This window comes from Sutcliffiella horikoshii, from assembly GCF_008180725.1.
Taxonomy (GTDB): domain Bacteria; phylum Bacillota; class Bacilli; order Bacillales; family Bacillaceae_I; genus Sutcliffiella_A; species Sutcliffiella_A horikoshii_B.
In genome coordinates this window covers 40,081-58,121 of sequence record NZ_VTEV01000012.1, presented here as the reverse complement: position 1 = coordinate 58,121, position 18,041 = coordinate 40,081, and the positions used below count along the sequence as shown (strand labels likewise).

Annotated in this window: 15 protein-coding genes; 11 read left to right on the top strand and 4 right to left on the bottom strand. The window is 37.9% G+C overall.

The features are described 5' to 3' along the window. Positions 1-6: 6 nt before the first annotated feature. Positions 7-1,941, bottom strand: a complete 1,935-nt coding sequence (locus tag FZC76_RS20800; protein ID WP_148990084.1) for an ABC-F family ATP-binding cassette domain-containing protein — start codon at positions 1,939-1,941, stop codon at positions 7-9. A 285-nt stretch (positions 1,942-2,226) separates the two neighbouring features. Here FZC76_RS20800 and FZC76_RS20795 point away from each other — a divergent pair, with 285 nt between their 5' ends. Genes FZC76_RS20795 through tatC form a run of 3 tightly spaced genes read left to right on the top strand, consistent with a single transcriptional unit; the run spans position 2,227 to position 3,864 of the window. Beyond that, positions 2,227-2,865: a redox-sensing transcriptional repressor Rex gene (locus FZC76_RS20795; RefSeq protein WP_148990068.1), complete on the top strand. Its 639-nt coding sequence runs from the start codon at positions 2,227-2,229 to the stop codon at positions 2,863-2,865. Between the two features lie 40 nt (positions 2,866-2,905). Continuing rightward, complete coding sequence (locus tag FZC76_RS20790) at positions 2,906-3,088, top strand: twin-arginine translocase TatA/TatE family subunit (RefSeq protein WP_010191755.1); 183 nt, start codon at positions 2,906-2,908, stop codon at positions 3,086-3,088. A gap of 17 nt (positions 3,089-3,105) precedes the next feature. Beyond that, the gene (gene tatC, locus FZC76_RS20785; RefSeq protein WP_148990067.1) at positions 3,106-3,864 is read left to right on the top strand and encodes a twin-arginine translocase subunit TatC; all 759 of its coding nucleotides are present in this window, start codon (positions 3,106-3,108) and stop codon (positions 3,862-3,864) included. A 698-nt stretch (positions 3,865-4,562) separates the two neighbouring features. Here the strand turns inward: tatC and FZC76_RS20775 are convergent. Then, complete coding sequence (locus FZC76_RS20775; protein ID WP_088016794.1) at positions 4,563-4,769, bottom strand: YdiK family protein; 207 nt, start codon at positions 4,767-4,769, stop codon at positions 4,563-4,565. Positions 4,770-4,811: 42 nt separating this feature from the next. After that, entirely contained in the window at positions 4,812-5,558 is a 747-nt protein-coding gene (locus FZC76_RS20770) for a CPBP family intramembrane glutamic endopeptidase (RefSeq protein ID WP_148990065.1), read from the bottom strand. A gap of 471 nt (positions 5,559-6,029) precedes the next feature. Here FZC76_RS20770 and groES point away from each other — a divergent pair, with 471 nt between their 5' ends. Together groES and groL are read left to right on the top strand one after the other, a co-directional pair. Then, entirely contained in the window at positions 6,030-6,317 is a 288-nt protein-coding gene (gene groES / locus FZC76_RS20765; RefSeq protein ID WP_148990064.1) for a co-chaperone GroES, read from the top strand. Between the two features lie 231 nt (positions 6,318-6,548). Beyond that, a complete protein-coding gene (gene groL / locus FZC76_RS20760; protein WP_060666774.1) occupies positions 6,549-8,180 on the top strand; it encodes a chaperonin GroEL in 1,632 nt (543 codons plus the stop codon). Between the two features lie 83 nt (positions 8,181-8,263). On the opposite strand, the gene FZC76_RS20755 is transcribed toward groL, so the two are convergent. After that, a complete protein-coding gene (locus FZC76_RS20755) occupies positions 8,264-8,629 on the bottom strand; it encodes a tyrosine-type recombinase/integrase (RefSeq protein ID WP_262372743.1) in 366 nt (121 codons plus the stop codon). Positions 8,630-8,827: 198 nt separating this feature from the next. Here FZC76_RS20755 and FZC76_RS20750 point away from each other — a divergent pair, with 198 nt between their 5' ends. The 6 genes from FZC76_RS20750 (at position 8,828) to FZC76_RS20725 (ending at position 17,937) form a co-directional block, all read left to right on the top strand. Continuing rightward, positions 8,828-9,355, top strand: coding sequence for a hypothetical protein (locus tag FZC76_RS20750; RefSeq protein WP_148990062.1), 528 nt, complete (start codon positions 8,828-8,830; stop codon positions 9,353-9,355). Positions 9,356-10,096: 741 nt separating this feature from the next. After that, positions 10,097-12,883 (top strand): TrlF family AAA-like ATPase, encoded by a 2,787-nt coding sequence (locus tag FZC76_RS20745; protein WP_148990061.1) that lies wholly within the window; start codon positions 10,097-10,099, stop codon positions 12,881-12,883. An 83-nt stretch (positions 12,884-12,966) separates the two neighbouring features. Next, a complete protein-coding gene (locus FZC76_RS20740) occupies positions 12,967-13,707 on the top strand; it encodes a hypothetical protein (protein WP_148990060.1) in 741 nt (246 codons plus the stop codon). Between the two features lie 745 nt (positions 13,708-14,452). After that, positions 14,453-15,226 (top strand): hypothetical protein, encoded by a 774-nt coding sequence (locus tag FZC76_RS20735; protein ID WP_148990059.1) that lies wholly within the window; start codon positions 14,453-14,455, stop codon positions 15,224-15,226. Between the two features lie 1,026 nt (positions 15,227-16,252). Then, the gene (locus FZC76_RS23295; protein WP_187442173.1) at positions 16,253-17,227 is read left to right on the top strand and encodes an AbiTii domain-containing protein; all 975 of its coding nucleotides are present in this window, start codon (positions 16,253-16,255) and stop codon (positions 17,225-17,227) included. Between the two features lie 197 nt (positions 17,228-17,424). Further along, the gene (locus FZC76_RS20725) at positions 17,425-17,937 is read left to right on the top strand and encodes a hypothetical protein (RefSeq protein ID WP_148990058.1); all 513 of its coding nucleotides are present in this window, start codon (positions 17,425-17,427) and stop codon (positions 17,935-17,937) included. The last annotated feature ends 104 nt before the right edge of the window (positions 17,938-18,041 follow it).

Here is an 18,041-nt window from a genome sequence, read left to right as displayed (position 1 = left end):
ACCAACTTACACGAGCTCTTCCCATTCCTCCATCAATTCAAGAAGCCTTTCCTGAAACGCTTCGTTCGCTGTGTTCAGCTCCAGCACTTTTTCATGATCCTGATAGACTTCAGGCAAACAAAGCTCGCTTTCGTTATGCTCGATTTTCTGTTCGAGCTCTTCCATCTCTTTTTCGATCTCTTCGACACGGCGTTTGCGCTGGCGTTCGAGGCGCTTTGCTTCTTTTTCCTGTTCGTAGCTCATTTTCTCAGGGGCATCATTAACTGCGGCTGAAGTGACCTTTTTAGAAGTAGCAGTTTCCGCTTCCAATCGCTCCAGTTCCAACGCCTCTTCTTTTTTCTCTACATAATAGTCATAGTCGCCCAAGTACTCTGTTGCGCCGTCCGTACTCAATTCATAAACCTTCGTCGCCAAGCGGTTGATAAAATAACGGTCATGGGAGACGAAAAGGATGGTGCCAGGATAATCAATCAAGGCATTCTCAAGGATTTCCTTGCTGTCTAGGTCCAAGTGGTTGGTAGGCTCATCGAGAATTAGCACGTTTGAGCGCTCCATCATCAGCTTGGAAAGGGCAAGACGTGCTTTTTCGCCACCACTCAAGGTGGATACAGGCTTCAGCACATCATCCCCGGAAAATAGAAAGTTTCCTAGAACGGTCCGGATCTCTTTCTCCATTTTCTGAGGATATTCATCCCACAGCTCCGCTAGAACGCTTTTGTTGGAGGTAAGGTCTGCCTGCTGCTGGTCGTAATAGCTGATCGACACATTAGCGCCAAAGGAAAACGTACCTTCCAGCGGCTTTAATTTTCCGACAAGCGTCTTTAATAAGGTAGACTTCCCGATCCCGTTTGGCCCGACAAGTGCAACACTGTCGCCGCGGCTCATCGAAAAGTCCACTTGACGGAAGACCGGATTCGTATCGTAGGAAACGGCTAGATCTCTTGCTTTAAGAACATCATTTCCACTTTGGCGGTCAATATCAAACATGATGGAGGCAGATTTTTCGTCACCTTTTGGCCGGTCCATCACTTCCATCTTCTCAAGCTGTTTGCGACGGCTTTGCGCACGTTTAGTAGTAGAGGCACGGGCCAAGTTCTTTGCCACAAAATCTTGCAGCTTGGCAATCTCGTCCTGTTGCTTTTCGAACATCTTCATGTCGCGTTCATACTGTTCTGCTTTTTGCTCTAAATACTTGCTGTAGTTCCCGATGAATTTAGCGGACTGTTTACGCGAAATCTCGTAAACAATGTTAACCACCTTGTCCAAGAAATAGCGGTCATGGGAAACAATCAGCAGGGCACCAGGGTAACCTTGGAGGTAGTTCTCCAGCCAGGAAAGGGTGTCAATGTCCAAGTGGTTGGTCGGCTCATCGAGAATGAGCAGGTCTGGCTTGGTCAAAAGCAGTTTCGCTAAGGCCAAGCGGGTCCGTTGTCCGCCACTGAGTGTTTCAATTGGAGTTTGGTAATCATATTCTGAAAAACGCAGGCCGTGCAAGACGGAGCGAATATCTGCTTCATATTGAAAGCCGCCTTTTTGCTTGAAGGCTTCTTGGACCTCGTCGTATTCTTTGAGGATGCGAGCATATTGCGTCTCGTCTTCAAAATAAGCGGGATCTCCCATTTTCGCTTCGAGTGTGCGCATCTGTGTTTCCAGTTCGCGCAGGCCGGTGAATACGGTCAGCATCTCGTCCCAGATCGAGCGCTCAGTCTGCAACCCCGTGTCCTGGGCAAGATAGCCGATCGACACGCCTTTAGGTTTAATCAGGTCTCCTGAATCAAAGGATAGCTGATTGGATATGATTTTTAATAGAGTAGATTTCCCTGCCCCGTTGCGTCCGACAAGGGCAATTCTATCTTTGGATTGTACTTCTAGTTTTATATTCGATAAAATAAGGTCAGCGCCAAAGTATTTGGTCAACTGATTCACTTGTAAAATAATCATCATCTTCACCTCGAGTAATTCTAGATTAAGTGTATCTTTCTTTGGGGTATACATCAAGATTTTGGGTATCTGGTTTTGAGGGAGGGGCTGGTTTTGGCCGAATCGACCGTAAATCGAGATTATCGCCCGTAAATCTGAAAAATCGCCCGATTCCGTTTCGGCCCCGAACTGCGAGCCTTAGGGGAACCATTCAGTCAGGTAAATTAGTATAGACATAGAAATGTAATCGTTTTCGTTCCGTGTTAAAATAGAAAGGCAAACAGGTTCGACAAATGGGGGAGTAAAATGAATAACGAACAAATGAAAATTCCACAGGCAACGGCTAAGCGCTTGCCGTTATATTATCGTTTCATCCAGAATTTGCATTCGTCCGGCAAGCAGCGCGTGTCATCTGCGGAGCTTAGTGAGGCGGTAAAGGTGGACAGCGCCACGATCCGCAGGGACTTCAGTTACTTTGGTGCGTTGGGGAAAAAGGGATATGGATATAATGTTCAATATTTGTTAACTTTTTTCAGGAAAACGCTCGACCAAGACGAATTAACATATGTTACTCTAATAGGTGTAGGTAATTTAGGAACCGCCTTCCTACATTATAATTTTATGAAAAATAATAATACGAAAATAGTGATGGCCTTTGATGTGGACGAGTCCAAGATCGGCTCGGAAATCGGAGGAGTCCCTGTTTATCATTTAGACGATATTGAAGAACAAATGCCCGAGAATGTAACGGTAGCCATCTTGACGGTTCCGGCTCCGGTAGCACAGCCAATAGCGGATAGACTTGTAGAAAAGGGAGTAAAGGGCATACTGAACTTTACACCGGCACGTATCAATGTTCCGGAAGAGATACGCATCCATCACATTGATTTAGCGGTGGAACTGCAGTCATTGGTATATTTTCTCAAGCACTATCCAAGCGAGTAAAAAAGTTGTAGAATAAGAATATTTCGAGGAGGTGTCAAATATGGGTTCATTAGGAATGGGAAGCCTCTTACTTATTGTATTTGTAGCACTACTTATTTTCGGTCCAAGCAAGTTGCCTCAACTTGGGAAAGCAGCAGGGAACACATTGCGCGAATTCAAAAACGCAACTAAAGGATTGGCCGATGACGACGATTCTAAAGAGAAAAAAGAAGAAACGAAGTAATGTAAGGATGAACATATATGCTAGATAGAGAAATGTCGGTGTATGACCATATAGGCGAGCTCCGAAAAAGAATCATCATCACAGCATCCTTCTTTTTCGTTTCGGCAATCGGCGGCTTCTTCTTGGCCGAACCGATCATTGTCTATTTACAGCAAACAGATGAAGCGAAAGAGCTGACGATGAACGCCTTTCGTATGACAGACCCCATCAAGATCTTTATGCAATTCGCCTTTTTAATTGCATTTATCATAACGTTCCCCGTCACGCTCTATCAGCTTTGGGCCTTCATCAGCCCAGGCTTGTTAGAAAAAGAACGGAGAGTAACGTTAAGCTATATACCAATTTCCATTTTCCTGTTTTTAAGCGGACTAGCTTTCTCTTACTTCATTTTATTCCCGTTTGTCGTGGATTTCATGGGTAGGCTTGCAGACCGGTTGGAAATAAACCAGGTAATCGGAATCAACGAATACTTTCAATTCTTGTTTCAGCTGACCCTACCGTTTGGGATATTATTTCAAATGCCGGTAATTGTGATGTTCTTAACAAGGCTTGGCCTCATTACACCAAGCTTTTTGGTGGAAATCCGTAAGTTCGCTTACTTTGGCCTGCTTGTAGTCGGTGGATTGATTACACCGCCAGAGCTGATCTCGCATTTGATGGTAACCGTACCGTTGTTCTTGCTATATGAAATCAGTATTGTGATTTCTCGTGTGTCTTATAGAAAAGCGCAGAAAGCGGCAGCGTTGATGGAGCAGGAAGAGAAGATGAATAACTAGATTTAAGCAGGCTCGTCTCTTTTTAGGGGACGGGCTTGTTTTGTTTAATGGAGCCTGCGTTAAAGGGACACGTCACAGAGGGCGGTGGACTTTGGGAAGTGGGGCATAGGGACAGATGACGCGGCCAATCGTGCCAAATGTCCGAAGATTTTCGAAAATTGACCGAAGTTTCCACGAAGTTGACCAAAGATTTGGCAAAGTTGACCGAAGTTTTTCTGAATTTGTCCGAAGGAAATTTTGAAGTGTCCAAAGGTCGTTGAAAGTTGACCGAACAGCAACCTCAAATGTCCGAATCCCCTAAAAAAAACGAGAAAATTGTCCGAACACCTGAGCGAAATGACCGAACCCTTCAAGAGCCTCCTCAAAACGAGTAAATTCCCCCGCTTTTTCTACAAAAAAGGTAACATTTCAAAAACACCCGCGCCCCAACCCCAAAAACACAAACCTAATTACCAAAACCACTTCTAGTAAAAACCAAACCCCAAACCCTTGGTAAGTGCTAACCCCAAGTTGATTGCAGTGCAAGGCGCGAAGACGCCCGCGGGAAGAAGGGACAGGTGAGACCCCACAGGCTGCAAGCCGAGGAGGCTCACGGACCGCCCGCAGGCAAGCGAAGCGCCTGAAACGGAAATCAACTCGATTCACAGACTCCCCTAAATAAAAAAACCCGCACCCCAAAACCAGGTACGAGTCTCCAATCACTTTTTCTTCTGTTGTATCTCTTTAATCTTCTGATGTAGCAGATAAGAACGAATAGCTACACCAAAGTCAAAAGTGGCAATGAGCATTAATAAAATTGTGTGCCAGTGCCAGATGGTATCCTTCACAGAAACAATCGCCAGGTACAAGAATAAGCTGCCCATGATCGCATAGAAGAAAACCATTCGTAATGGTGTTATTTTCATGTGCAAATCCTCCAGGTAAGTTCAGCTCTAACGGAGAGCTGTTTAAAAGAACGAAATAAAATTCGGTAAGTTCTTCTGCATTTCTTCCATTTGACGCATCATTTCTTCTATATCATCTCTGAATACATATTGCACTGTGACCACGAACGAGTTCATGGCAACGTGAGCGATGATGGGAACGATGATGCGGTTCGTTTTTACATATAGGAAAGCGAAAATGCCTCCCATGACAAAGTATATGAGCAGATGCTTGAAATCTTGATGGACCACGGCAAAAAGTAGCGAACTCACTGTCAGTGCGATAGCAAAGTTAAACTTCTTATAGATGGCACCGAAAATGATCTTCCGGAAAATGATTTCCTCTAGAATTGGTCCAGCGACAGCAACGGCAAAAATCATGACAGGGAATGCCGTCACAAATCCCATGATCTCTTGTGTATTTTCAGAGCCAGGCTGAATGCCGAAAATCTGCAGCTCAATCTGTGCCGCCACAGCCTGCCCAATCAGTGCAAGCGGGAAGCCAACAGCCGCCCATAGTACTGTTTTCGGGATGGAGGCCGTTTCGCCTCGGAAGTCGCCTTTGGTCCATTCGTTGCGGAGTATCCAGGCAACAATGGCCAATCCAACTGTAAAGCTGATAAATGCCCAGACGCCGATGAGATATGGCTCTCTGGTGGCACGCTCCATGCCTTCCCCGACGCCAAGCCAGATCAACAGCGGGTACCCAAGCAATCCGGACAGCTGCATCAGGACATATGTAATAATGACCAACCAATAGTTTTTTGTCATAATAAGCTCCTCTTTTTCAAGGCTATTTTCGTAATAGTTGTTGTTTTATCGTATGAATAAAGTACTCGTTATACTCCATACTGTCGTGCTCTTTTCTTCTGGAATCAGAAAAGATTACACAGAAAAATAGAGTAGATAAGCGGTAAAAAGTCCAATTGCCGACTTTTTACTAGGTATAGCAACTACCTTTATGAAAAGAGCCTTATGCATTATTCACTTTTCGTATTGTACCATATAATCTATATGTCCCTGTAACGATAAGGTTTCCCATAATGCGTAGATTTTACGAAAAGAATACGTTTAAACCTCCAGGCACTTGAAGATAATGAAAAGGGTTGCAAGTCGAAAATTTTTTAGATAAAGATACTTGCAAAACAGAAGCAGATTCATTATTATAATAATTGTGTTAGCACTCAAGTGATAAGAGTGCTAATAAAAAATATTACATATGAAACCAAGGAGGTTGTTTTCATGTTAAAGCCATTAGGCGATCGCATTGTAATTGAACTTGTTCAATCAGAGGAAAAAACGGCAAGTGGTATCGTATTACCGGACTCTGCGAAAGAAAAACCTCAAGAAGGTAAAGTAGTAGCAGTAGGAACTGGCCGCGTACTAGAAAGCGGAGAGCGTGTAGCACTTGAAGTAGCAGAAGGCGACAGCGTAATCTTCTCTAAATACGCAGGAACTGAAGTGAAATTCGAAGGAAAAGAACTTCTAATCCTAAAAGAAACAGACGTACTTGCAGTAGTAAGCAAATAATCTAATCATCAAAGCGGAGAGCTAACCGAACTAGCCCCGCATCTTATAAAATTTCTAAATGGTTGATTGAAGTGGAAGGCGCGAGACTCCTATGGGAGGAAGGGACAGGGGAGACCCCACAGGCGAAGCCGAGGAGGCTCCCGGACCGCCCATGGAAAGCGAGCGCCTGCAACGGAAATCAACCGAGCAGTAACCAAAATTTATTTAATTTCCTAAGGAGGTCTATCTATCATGGCAAAAGAAATTAAGTTCAGTGAAGAAGCTCGCCGCTCCATGCTTCGCGGTGTAGACAAACTAGCTGATGCAGTGAAAGTAACATTAGGACCAAAAGGACGTAACGTAGTACTTGAAAAGAAATTCGGTTCTCCACTAATCACAAATGATGGTGTAACGATCGCGAAAGAAATCGAATTAGAAGATGCATTCGAAAACATGGGTGCGAAACTTGTAGCAGAAGTTGCAAGCAAAACAAACGACGTTGCTGGTGACGGTACAACAACTGCAACAGTTCTTGCGCAAGCAATGATCCGCGAAGGATTAAAGAACGTTACAGCTGGAGCGAACCCAATGGGCGTTCGTAAAGGAATTGAAAAAGCGGTTGCTGTAGCAATCGAAGAATTAAAAACAATCTCTAAACCAATCGAAGGCAAAGCTTCTATCGCACAAGTTGCAGCTATCTCTGCAGCAGACGAAGAAGTAGGTCAATTGATTGCAGAAGCAATGGAGCGCGTTGGGAACGACGGCGTTATCACTTTGGAAGAGTCCAAAGGCTTCACTACAGAGCTTGAAGTAGTAGAAGGTATGCAATTCGACCGTGGATATGCATCTCCATACATGGTAACAGACTCTGACAAAATGGAAGCTGTTCTTGAAAACCCTTATGTGTTAATCACAGATAAGAAAATCACGAACATCCAAGAAATCCTTCCAGTGCTTGAGCAAGTAGTTCAACAAGGCAAGCCGTTGTTACTGATTGCAGAAGACGTAGAAGGTGAAGCGTTGGCTACATTAGTAGTGAACAAATTACGTGGAACATTCAATGCAGTAGCGGTTAAAGCTCCTGGATTCGGTGACCGTCGTAAAGCAATGCTTCAAGACATCGCAGTACTAACTGGCGGAGAAGTGATCACAGAAGAACTAGGTCTTGACCTAAAAACTGCGAACATCAGCCAATTAGGACGCGCAGACAAAATCGTTGTAACAAAAGAAAACACAACAGTTGTTAACGGACACGGCAACACTGACGAGATCCAAGCTCGCGTAGGGCAAATCCGTGCACAATTAGAAGATACAACTTCTGAATTCGACCGTGAAAAATTACAAGAGCGCCTAGCTAAAATCGCTGGTGGCGTAGCTGTAATCAAAGTTGGAGCGGCAACAGAAACAGAACTTAAAGAGCGTAAACTTCGCATTGAAGATGCTCTAAACTCCACACGTGCTGCTGTTGAAGAAGGAATCGTAGCCGGTGGTGGTACAGCATTCGTAAACATCTACAACAAAGTAGCAGAAATCCAAGCAGAAGGCGACGAAGCAACTGGTGTGAACATCGTCCTTCGCGCAATGGAAGAGCCTGTACGCCAAATCGCGCACAACGCTGGTCTAGAAGGATCTGTTATCGTAGATCGTCTAAAGAAAGAAGAAATCGGAGTTGGATTCAACGCAGCAACAGGCGAATGGGTAAACATGCTTGACGCTGGTATCGTAGACCCAACCAAAGTATCTCGTTCCGCACTACAAAACGCAGCTTCCGTATCTGCGATGTTCCTAACTACCGAAGCAGTAGTAGCAGACATCCCAGAAGAAAACGCTGGCGGCGGCATGCCTGACATGGGCGGCATGGGTGGAATGGGCGGAATGATGTAATAATGCCCTCAAACCATTGATATGAGTTGGTTTTTGAGTAAGGTGAGAGTGAAATTCTAGCATTCTGCTAACATTGAAGTAAATTAACAGAGGTCTTTCATGAGTTCAGTGAACTTTTGAGAGGCTTCTTTTTTCATTTCTTGAGTTACATGAAGGTACACATTTTTTGTAATTTGATCGTCAGTATGACCCAACCGATCCAGGATTTGTTCAAGTGAGACACCCGCCTCGGCAAGAAGGGACGTGTGAGTATGCCTTAAACCGTGGGGTGTCAGTGTTTTGTTTAGATTCGCCAAAGCAAGTAATCTAGCCATCCTATTTTGAATAGTCTTAATAACATTCGGATAACCATGATGTCGCTCCATTTTTGCAAAGACAAAGTCTTTATCATAGTAATCGTTACCTATTTGTTCCAAGGCTTTATTCTGCACTACTTTGTGTTCTTTCAATGCATTAATGACATCTTCAACTTTTAGCTTAGAGAAGGAAGTTGAAGAATAGGAGAAATTAAAGGAGAGGATTAAGTATGAATATTTAAGCCGTTGTTATTAATCGTTAGTGAACTTTAGTTGGTACTTGGTTATCAAACCTCTTATTCTATATGCTAAACTAAAGAGAAAATCATAACTATTAAGGGGGTGTAGAGGTTGTCAGAAAAGATTAGAGACTTTTGTGAACTGATTGCAGAGGATTATACGTATTACTTATACCACTTCTTTAATGTAGTCCACAGAGGGGAATTGAATACCTTTCCTTGGTGCTGCCATGCTTCAGCTAATTTAATTTCTTCTTATCTAAAAGTTCATTTTGATGATAGTTTTGTTCATAAAAAGATGCCTGCTCACGGAGTCTCAATCGGGTGTACTGGTTATGTAGACTTTACTGAGTTTCAATTTCAACTTTCAACTGAGCAAAAACATAATTTCAATATGACAACTAAAGCTTTTACGAAGGATGAGATATCTAAATTTGTAAGAAGTCAGCCTATATTCTATTCAAATGAAACTACTGACTATCAAATTTTTAATACATCATTATTCGAAGAGTGTCCTTTGTTTGGTATAGAATTTGCTAAAAAGATAAAATATCCACAGACATTAGATGGATTTATGGAGTATGTAGAAAATGCTATTGAAAAGGTTGGCGAACGGGTAGTAAATGCTGGAGCATATTGATAATGTACTATGGATAGGCATGTATTAGAATTACTATATTCGGCTGCAGAGTATTTTGGTACAATTGTATTAGAGGTGATAGTGATGCAGGACGGGACAGGATTCTGTTCAAAAATCCTGTGACTGCAATAAGCAACACTTCTAAATTGCCTAATCTCAATATAATTTGCTGAACTTTTAATCAATATTCTGATTCTCTAAAGAATTATTATTTACTTTTGTTTGCAAAAGCTACTAATCCTGTAATAGATATTAAATATAAGCAATTGGAAAAAAATTCGAGAAGCTAAGCAATATAATTTGATAGTCTATTTTCTGAATAGATGTAGAGCAGAAGCACTGTCTCTATATCTGTAGTACACCATACGTGTGTCATCTGCAGATATAAGGACAGTGCTTTTTTTGTTGGTTTATCTACCGTTGAATAAAGATTTTCTTAATTAAGGTAAGATTAGAAAGGTGGGAAGTTACTTTGGAAAACCAAGAGTCAACCCTGTTATCCTTATTTGGTTTTAATTCTGAAGAAGTTGAAGATTCAAATAAACGAGCAAGAAGCTGATTTTTTTGGTTAACTATATTTCATTAGTTACCCAATTTATTTACGCACAAATTGCAGTATTTTAAGGATTTATTAATTAGTTGAGTAATATTTAGTGTTTAGAAATTACAATTTTCGATAATTTATTAAAAAATCTTACACTTTTTGGTATTTTGTTTTAAAATTGTGTAGAGGTGATATTCTTGTTTAATGGGATGAAATGGTTAAAATGTGATTTGCAAATGCAAACACCAGGAGACCAGCATAATTGGGTAAGAACTTGTGATGCATATATTGGTAGTACGTATACTGAGGAACAGCTAAATCAATCGGTTGATTTATATTTAAAAAGATGTCATGAGGTAGGATTAAAGGTTATAGGTGTTACTGATCATAATTTTATTGGTAAAGAGTATCTAAAACGATTAATTGGGAGAAATCAAGAAGTGGCAAGAAACTTGGACAAGGAACCTTTAGTAATCTTCCCAGGTTTTGAAGTGGAGATTGCACAAGGTTTAGGGGTGCATGTCTTATGCTTATTCGAAACCAATACTCCCTTAGATGTAATAGATGAAATGGTAACAGAACTTGGCTTGCCAAGTAGAAGAAGGGTAATTAATGGTACTATAACTCCTTTAAATAGAGACTTTAATACCATTCTTACTTTTATTCAAGAGCACAAGGACTATCCTGGAATTGTAATTGCTGCTCATCCCCTTGCTGAAAGTGGAATGTTGAATGACAGTTTTATGACTGATCACTTCCAAAGAGAAATGTTTAAAGACCCAAGATTATTAGTAATGGAAATTCCTAAAGTAATAGAAAGTTTACCGAGAGGTATAAAAAAAATAATCCTATCTAGTGATGACTGTCACGAACACTGGAAACGGGATAGAGCTATCGCGACCGTAATGTCTTCAGATTGTTATAGTTTAACTGAAAGTGATAAAGGTTTTATTGGAAAGAGACACAGTTGGATTCAATTTTCAAAACCTTCAATCGATTCATTAAGGCAAGCATTTATTGATCATAGCTCTAGGATCAAATTGCAGGTCTCTTCTCCAAATGAAGGTAATAATTATGGAAAGATAACCTCACTAGAAATTAGAGATGTATCATTCTTGGATAATCAAACTATTAATTTTTCACAAAATTTAAACTGTATAATTGGGGGAAGGGGTTCTGGGAAGTCTTCAATATTAGAGTATATAAGACTTTGTACAAATTCCGTATCTAAATTCAATGAACAGTTATCTAGAATCCAAAGCACACTTCAACAAGAATCTATATTAAAATTGACTTGGCAGGACCCTAACGGTCTCACAGATGTCCTTCATTTTTCAAATGGACAAGTTACAATACCCTCTAGAACAGAAGTAAAAGATATAGATGTGATATTTAAAAGCTTAGGTATAAATATTTATAGTCAGCGCGAAATTACACAAATGGGCCAAGACTCGCCCTCACTAATGCCGTTAATTGATAGAATTTCTGTAAATGAGTTGAAAGAGGAAAGTAATCAAGAAAAAGAAGTAGCTGAGAAACTTATTTCTCTAATTCAAAGTGAGATGAAATTTTTGCGTCTGAAGGAAGAAAAAATTGAATTGGAACAAGAGTTTGAAGAATTAAATAGAAAGCGGGATACATTTACTTCGGTTAAAGAGTTTAGTGAAAAGAAGAAAAAAGTAATACTAACTAGAGCTTTTGTATCTAAAGTTAGAAGTGATAAAACTGAGATTGATGGCAGTGTAGAACAACTTGTAGACACATTAACCACCATAAATGAACAATATGAAAATATGGTTCTAGATAGTGAAAACCTAATTAAATCTGAATATATAAATTATATTAGGGAACAATTTGTTCAGGCTATTAAGTCAATAAAAAGTGATATTCAAAAAACGAAAGAGGATTTAAATAATAGCTTACTAAGTACAATTGACAAACATGACTCATGGGATAGTTTAAAAAGTGAATTTGATATAAATGAAAAAGAATTCGAAGATGCGTGTAAGGCGAAAGGCATTACAGAAGAGGAATTCGAATCACTAAAAGATACAGAGCAAAAGTTGAACCGAAAAGACCAGGAAATAGTACAAAAGGAGGAAGAATTAACTCAAACTTTAGAATTATTAAAGGAAAAAGGAAATTTATATGATAGCTTAAATGAGATCTGGAAAAAGCAGCATGAAATTAGGCAAACAAAGGTAAATAACTTAATTAGCATTGATACAATTCCAAAGGTTACTGTTGATGGAAACGATGTTCCATTTTTAAAAATTGATATAATTTACATGGGTGATATCAATCACTATATGAATATGTGGATGAAATTCCCTATTGATGGACGGTCTAAGTTGGGACGGAACTGGGAGTTCATTGGAGAACTAGCTTATTCACAGTTTCAACATACATCATCACCATCGCCATGGGTTATTATACAAGAATGGTTAGAAAATGAAGCTATAATACCAAGTGAATTAAATCCTTTTTATAAAGAATTAAAATCCCATTTGAACGATCATTTTGAACAATGGGAAAAGTTCCGAACCAAAAGAATTCAAGATACAATAGATATTACATTATATAGAGCAGATGGAACAAGAGCTGGATCACTTTTAGACAATGGCCTATCAGATGGACAAAAAAATACAGCGATACTGACTTTGTTATTTACAGAGGGCACAGGGCCGATAATCATTGATCAGCCAGAAGATGAGCTTGATTCTGATTTTATTTATAATGAATTGGTTCCAATCATCAGAAAAATGAAAAATAAGCGTCAAATAATTCTTGTTTCACATAATGCTAATTTGCCAGTAAATGGAGATGCTGAATTAATCTATGCATTAAAAACTGATGTAGGAAAAGGGAAACTTAGAACAGAAGGTGGATTAGATAATCCGGATGTAAAGCGAGCAATTTTAGATATTATGGAAGGATCAGAAGAGGCATTTAAGAAAAGAAGCGAGAAATATAATAGTTATTGATTATTTAATATATAGTTATTCTTACTATCACGGAGTGAAACTGGCTCTTGTGGAAGAAATGAAGGATTTTAAGGAGACAGTTTATGCCAATAATATCAGAAAAAACTGCTGAACTAAATATAACTTCAGAGCTACATTATGAAGCTGTTACTAGTGGATATGATGTTTGGACTTATGGACCGACACAACGGCGTGAAGCTATATATGGTTTTGATACTCAACTAAAACAGTACGCCTTTCCCTTGTACTTGCAATATAAAGCTCCAGATACTTTTAATAAGAGTTCAAATACTTATAAATTCAAAATTGATAACAAAGCTAAAATTAGATATTTAAAAATTAAGAAGAAGTTGAAACATATTGGCACTTTTGGTCAAGTGGATCTACTACAAAGATGGGCTTCCGGAAGGTCACATGTTGGGTTGGTATTTCCATGTTTCGAAAATTATGGTGTTATTAGACGTAGAAATAACTGGTTAGACTGGACATGCTTTTTAGATGTTAAAAAGTTAAAAAGACTAAGTGCAGGAAATCATGTAGCAAATGTATCTCCAATATTGGGGAGTGTTGGAATTCCAACAGGCTTCAAAGTTGTTGTAAATTCAGAAGTACAGGAATTTGATTCTGTGCCTACTTTAAGGGAAGTAATTAATCAGGTCACAGCAATAAATTTTTTTAATGAAAATAAAGGTAAAGATCCTCATGGTTTCTTAAATGATGCAAAGTTCGAGATTTTTGAAAGAGATATTGACCTCGAAGATTTAAAGCGTTTAAAATTAGGCTTACATATGTATTTAGTTGGAGATGATAACGGCCAATTATAAGCGTTTTTTAATACAAAAAAATACTCACCAGCACCCCTTGTGTTGCCACATAAGATCTGGACAAGTGGAGTGTAAGAACAAAATCAACAGACTTTTTTCTTGGAATTGCTAACATTTTGCTAACGCAATTCAGTGAAAAACGGTAAAATTCCGTTGAAGATGTTACATACAGAATTTAGTAAAACCTTAATATACCGCACTCTACGCTCAAAACGTTAAAGATATTACACACTCTCACCTTAGGGGCGGAATGATGTAATTCAGTTTCACTCACCTGTTATCTGATTCAAAAAATGTATTAAGTAAAGGACTACTTCCTATAAAAAGGAGGTAGTCCTTTTTCTTTTTTCTTTTAGAAATTGGATAGTATTAGGTTGAAACATATATAAACGTGGCATCCTTGACGTGGAATGGGCATGAATTTCTAGGTTCTATTAAATGATAATATATGGGTAAAACAAAAGCTGGAGTGAAGAAAAAAGGGTTTGGACTAGGTTCTATTCCGTTACATATATATATAATATTCGAGTATTCAATTAAAGAGCATTATTAGACCATGAGCATCTCTTTAGGTGTTTCTCTATGTTCAAAATAAACACAAAGAGTTGGAATTGAGGTACCGGTACGAGAAAAGAAAGGTCTTTTAAGAATCAGATTTGTCGGCATTTGTCGTTAAAATAATATAGACTTAAAATCTAAAAATAGTTATGTTTTTATAAGATAATTGAAAGGAGAACCATCAATCATGGAAAAAAAGCAAAGATTAAATGAGGTTTTGGCAGTTAATAATAAACTACCTTTTGCATTGAAGTTTTCTAGTAAAAAAAATTTAGAGAGCTTGCAAAATGGGACACTTTACTTAAATAATTTCCAATACTATAAGGATCTTGAGATAACAGAGAAAAGAAAAGGTCAAGGTGATGCTTTTGATGCATCCTTGAGGATTTCTGATGTGAATTTAACTTTTAAACACCCTGAAACAGGTGAAACTCTTTTTACAGGAAGAGCAAGTAATGCCAGTATGGAAAGCAATGAAGACTATCAAAAACATCTATTCTGCATGACTGGAATAACTACTGATTTATTGGAAATAGTTCATATAGAAGATAATGTTGCAGTTACGAAGCTCGTATTGCCTCAGGAATTAAAAGAGAGAGCTCTTGAAAATTTTGGGGACCATGTGATGTGTATTAATATAGGTCATTTTTTGAATAGAGTAGAGCAAGTTTGTAGGGATAAAAATATTGCGGTTGTAAGGAATGCTGTTGAATACAGAGATATGTCTATCAATTACACAGACCGAATGGAAGCCTTTGCTACAAGTCGCTCGGACTTTTTCTTTCAAAAAGACATATTTTTTGCATATCAAAATGAATATAGAATTTTGTTTCCAGAACTAATAAGCGATAAACCAGAAATAATTGATATAGGTAATATTGAAAAATTCACTAATATACTGCCTACAAAGACATTAATAGAAGGAGAACTACAGTTATCGTTTCATTTAACTGAAGAATAGATAGAAATTTGAAGCACCTTAATTTGGTGCTTCTTTTACTTTTCTCAATTACAAACAAATACCCATTTGGGTGGTAGGAGATGTGTAGATGAACAGAGCAAGTAGTAAGAATAGAGATATTGGTTTGGTGATGTAGAAAAATAGTGGTGGAACAACAATGCTTAAAGATAGGGCTGTCCAATTATGGGTATTGGAGTTCTAGGTTCTTAATTGGAAGATCTAGAAAAATGAGATAAATCACTATAAAAGTTGGGAAGCCAAACCAAAAAAGGCCCAGAGAATAATAATGCTGTGAATTTTTGAACTCTTACAGAAAAATCAAACGTTGAGAAAGAGGGTTTTTTTCTAGGTTTTTGCCGACAGTAGAGTTCGAGATAATGTAACAAATTAATGGTAAGCCATCCTTTAAATCCTGAAGCAAGAAAACCTCATCCCACTTTCAAATGGACACTTAGAGTTTAAATACAAACGTTAAGCTAGTGTAGTTAATCTTCTTGGAGGTTTCTTTAGTACAAACTAGTAAAATGAAACTAAAACTTCCTCCATCCGTATAGATATTAAGAATGGGTGTTAGTATGTGGGAATTTTTAAAACAAAAAGGTAATTTATTCATTCGGATCTATTTAGTGGTATTGATAATTTTCTTTATTGTATTTGTATTTTTGACATTAGCTATTAAGGAGCTTAATCAGAATACTAGAATAATCACCTACATATCTCTCTTCATGGTTCTATTTTCGATACCTAGTGTGATTGAGCAGTTTGCTAAGGAATTCAATCCTAAGAAAAAAGTGTACAAGTTATCTTGTAAATGTCCTAAATGTAAGCACCTAATTCAATTGAATATGAAAGAAGATTGAAGGGTGAAGTAAAACAACTGAAAGTGGAAAGGGATTGTTATGGAAAACGGGGGGGCTCTGACACTTCCTTTAAATTCTCAAAGAAGTAAGAGAGCAGTCTCCCTGCTTTGGAAAAATTAAAGAAAAGAAGAAAAGTAATTATTAATTATTTAAAGGAGTGAAATGAATGAAACCAAGATTGGATCAAGCGTTAGATTTGTCAGAAGAGATACTACAAAATATTGAAATGGAAGAAATTAAGTTGCAATCAATTATCCAAAAAACATTGAGATTAGCTCGTCTAGTTAATGATATGGAAGCTGTAGAGTGGGTTAGAGAGGAAATGAAAGGTTTCTCTAGAAATGAAACAGGTAAAATGACTACAGCTGCTTGGAAGTCAGCTAGAAAATCAAACCGGATTTACTACAATAAAGATTTAGATGGGGAAAGAGCTTTTACAGAAACTGTTAGTGTAATGGAGGCAACGATTGATGCATTAAAAATGAGAATGCAAGCAGCTCAAGATCCAAATGTCTCTGTTTCATCGGCATCAACAATTAATCCGACAATACCAAATGGAAATGGCTATGAAAGGGGAATGGCTGCAAATGAAATTAGAACCTATACAGGAAGGATTGAAAAAGTAAAATCCAGTATATATGAATATGTTTTTAATCTTAATTTTGAGCTTAAATTCAGTAACATAACTGATGATATTTTTACCCGAAAAAGATTGCTGATTGATGAAAAGTTGACGGAAATTTCAACAGAGGCTGTAAGAAGATTTGTCTCAGTGCATGAAAATTTAAGGTCTACTAATGCGGAAGATTGGGCAAATGCTGTGCATTCCTGTAGACGTATCTTAAAAGACATAGCTGATGTACTATATCCTCCAATGAAAGAGCCTGTTTTAGCAGGGGAAAGAACAATAAAAATTGGGGAAGATCAAGTAATAAATAGGTTAATTCAATATGTAGAATCAAAGTCTTCCAGTAACCGTTATGAGGAACTTGTTGGATCACACTTAAAGTACCTAGGTGAAAGATTAGACAGTGTGTATGGGGCAGCTAATAAAGGAACACATGCAGAAGTATCTTTAGAGGAAGCGGAAAGATATATTATATATACTTATTTATTAATCGGCGATTTACTGTCTTTATGAAAAAAGTGAGCTCTGAGTTTATTTCGCTTGAAACTATTCATTTTAAATGTAATGTTTATTAGCAACTCTTAAAGATACAATTAAAATGTTTGAAGATATAAATAATGTGAAAGTAGATTTCAATATTTATTAGTGTTTTGAAAGAGCAGGATATTAACTCCTTTTGTTGAAATGTAGATTATATAGGAGGGAAGTTCATGAATGAGTTTTGGGTTGCAATACTTACAAGTACCGTAGTTACATCGTTAATAAATATTGGTTGGAAATTTTATGAAAACAATAATGCATTCAAAAACGCTAAATATATGCAAATAAGTAACTACTATAGAGAATCAAGTGGAAAGGAGATGTATAAAATACTGGAATCTTGGACAGAGATGTTATTTTTGATAGATGATCCTAAGGTTAAGAAGAAAATGGAAGATGAAAAACACATAAAATCATTGGTGAATAATACATATTTATACTCATCAACAGAAACTTGCAGAAGACTAGCGGAATATCAACAATATAATTATACAAAACTAAATAATTCAAAAAATAACTACATTGAGATAATAGTCTTAGTATCAGGGATAATTGCCTCATTGAAGCACGATTTTACTGGTGAATGGGTCTCAATAGAAGAAATACTAAAGATTAAGATAACCGATTTTAATGTGCACAAAAATGAAATCTCAAAGCAAATAAAAAAATATAACTATAGATAATAAGTACCTAATTATTTAATTAGGTGCTTTTTTTCTTCTTTTATCTTTTTTAAAGATAATATGGGTGGTTTTGATGGTATGATTTACTCGCGTATCAACATATT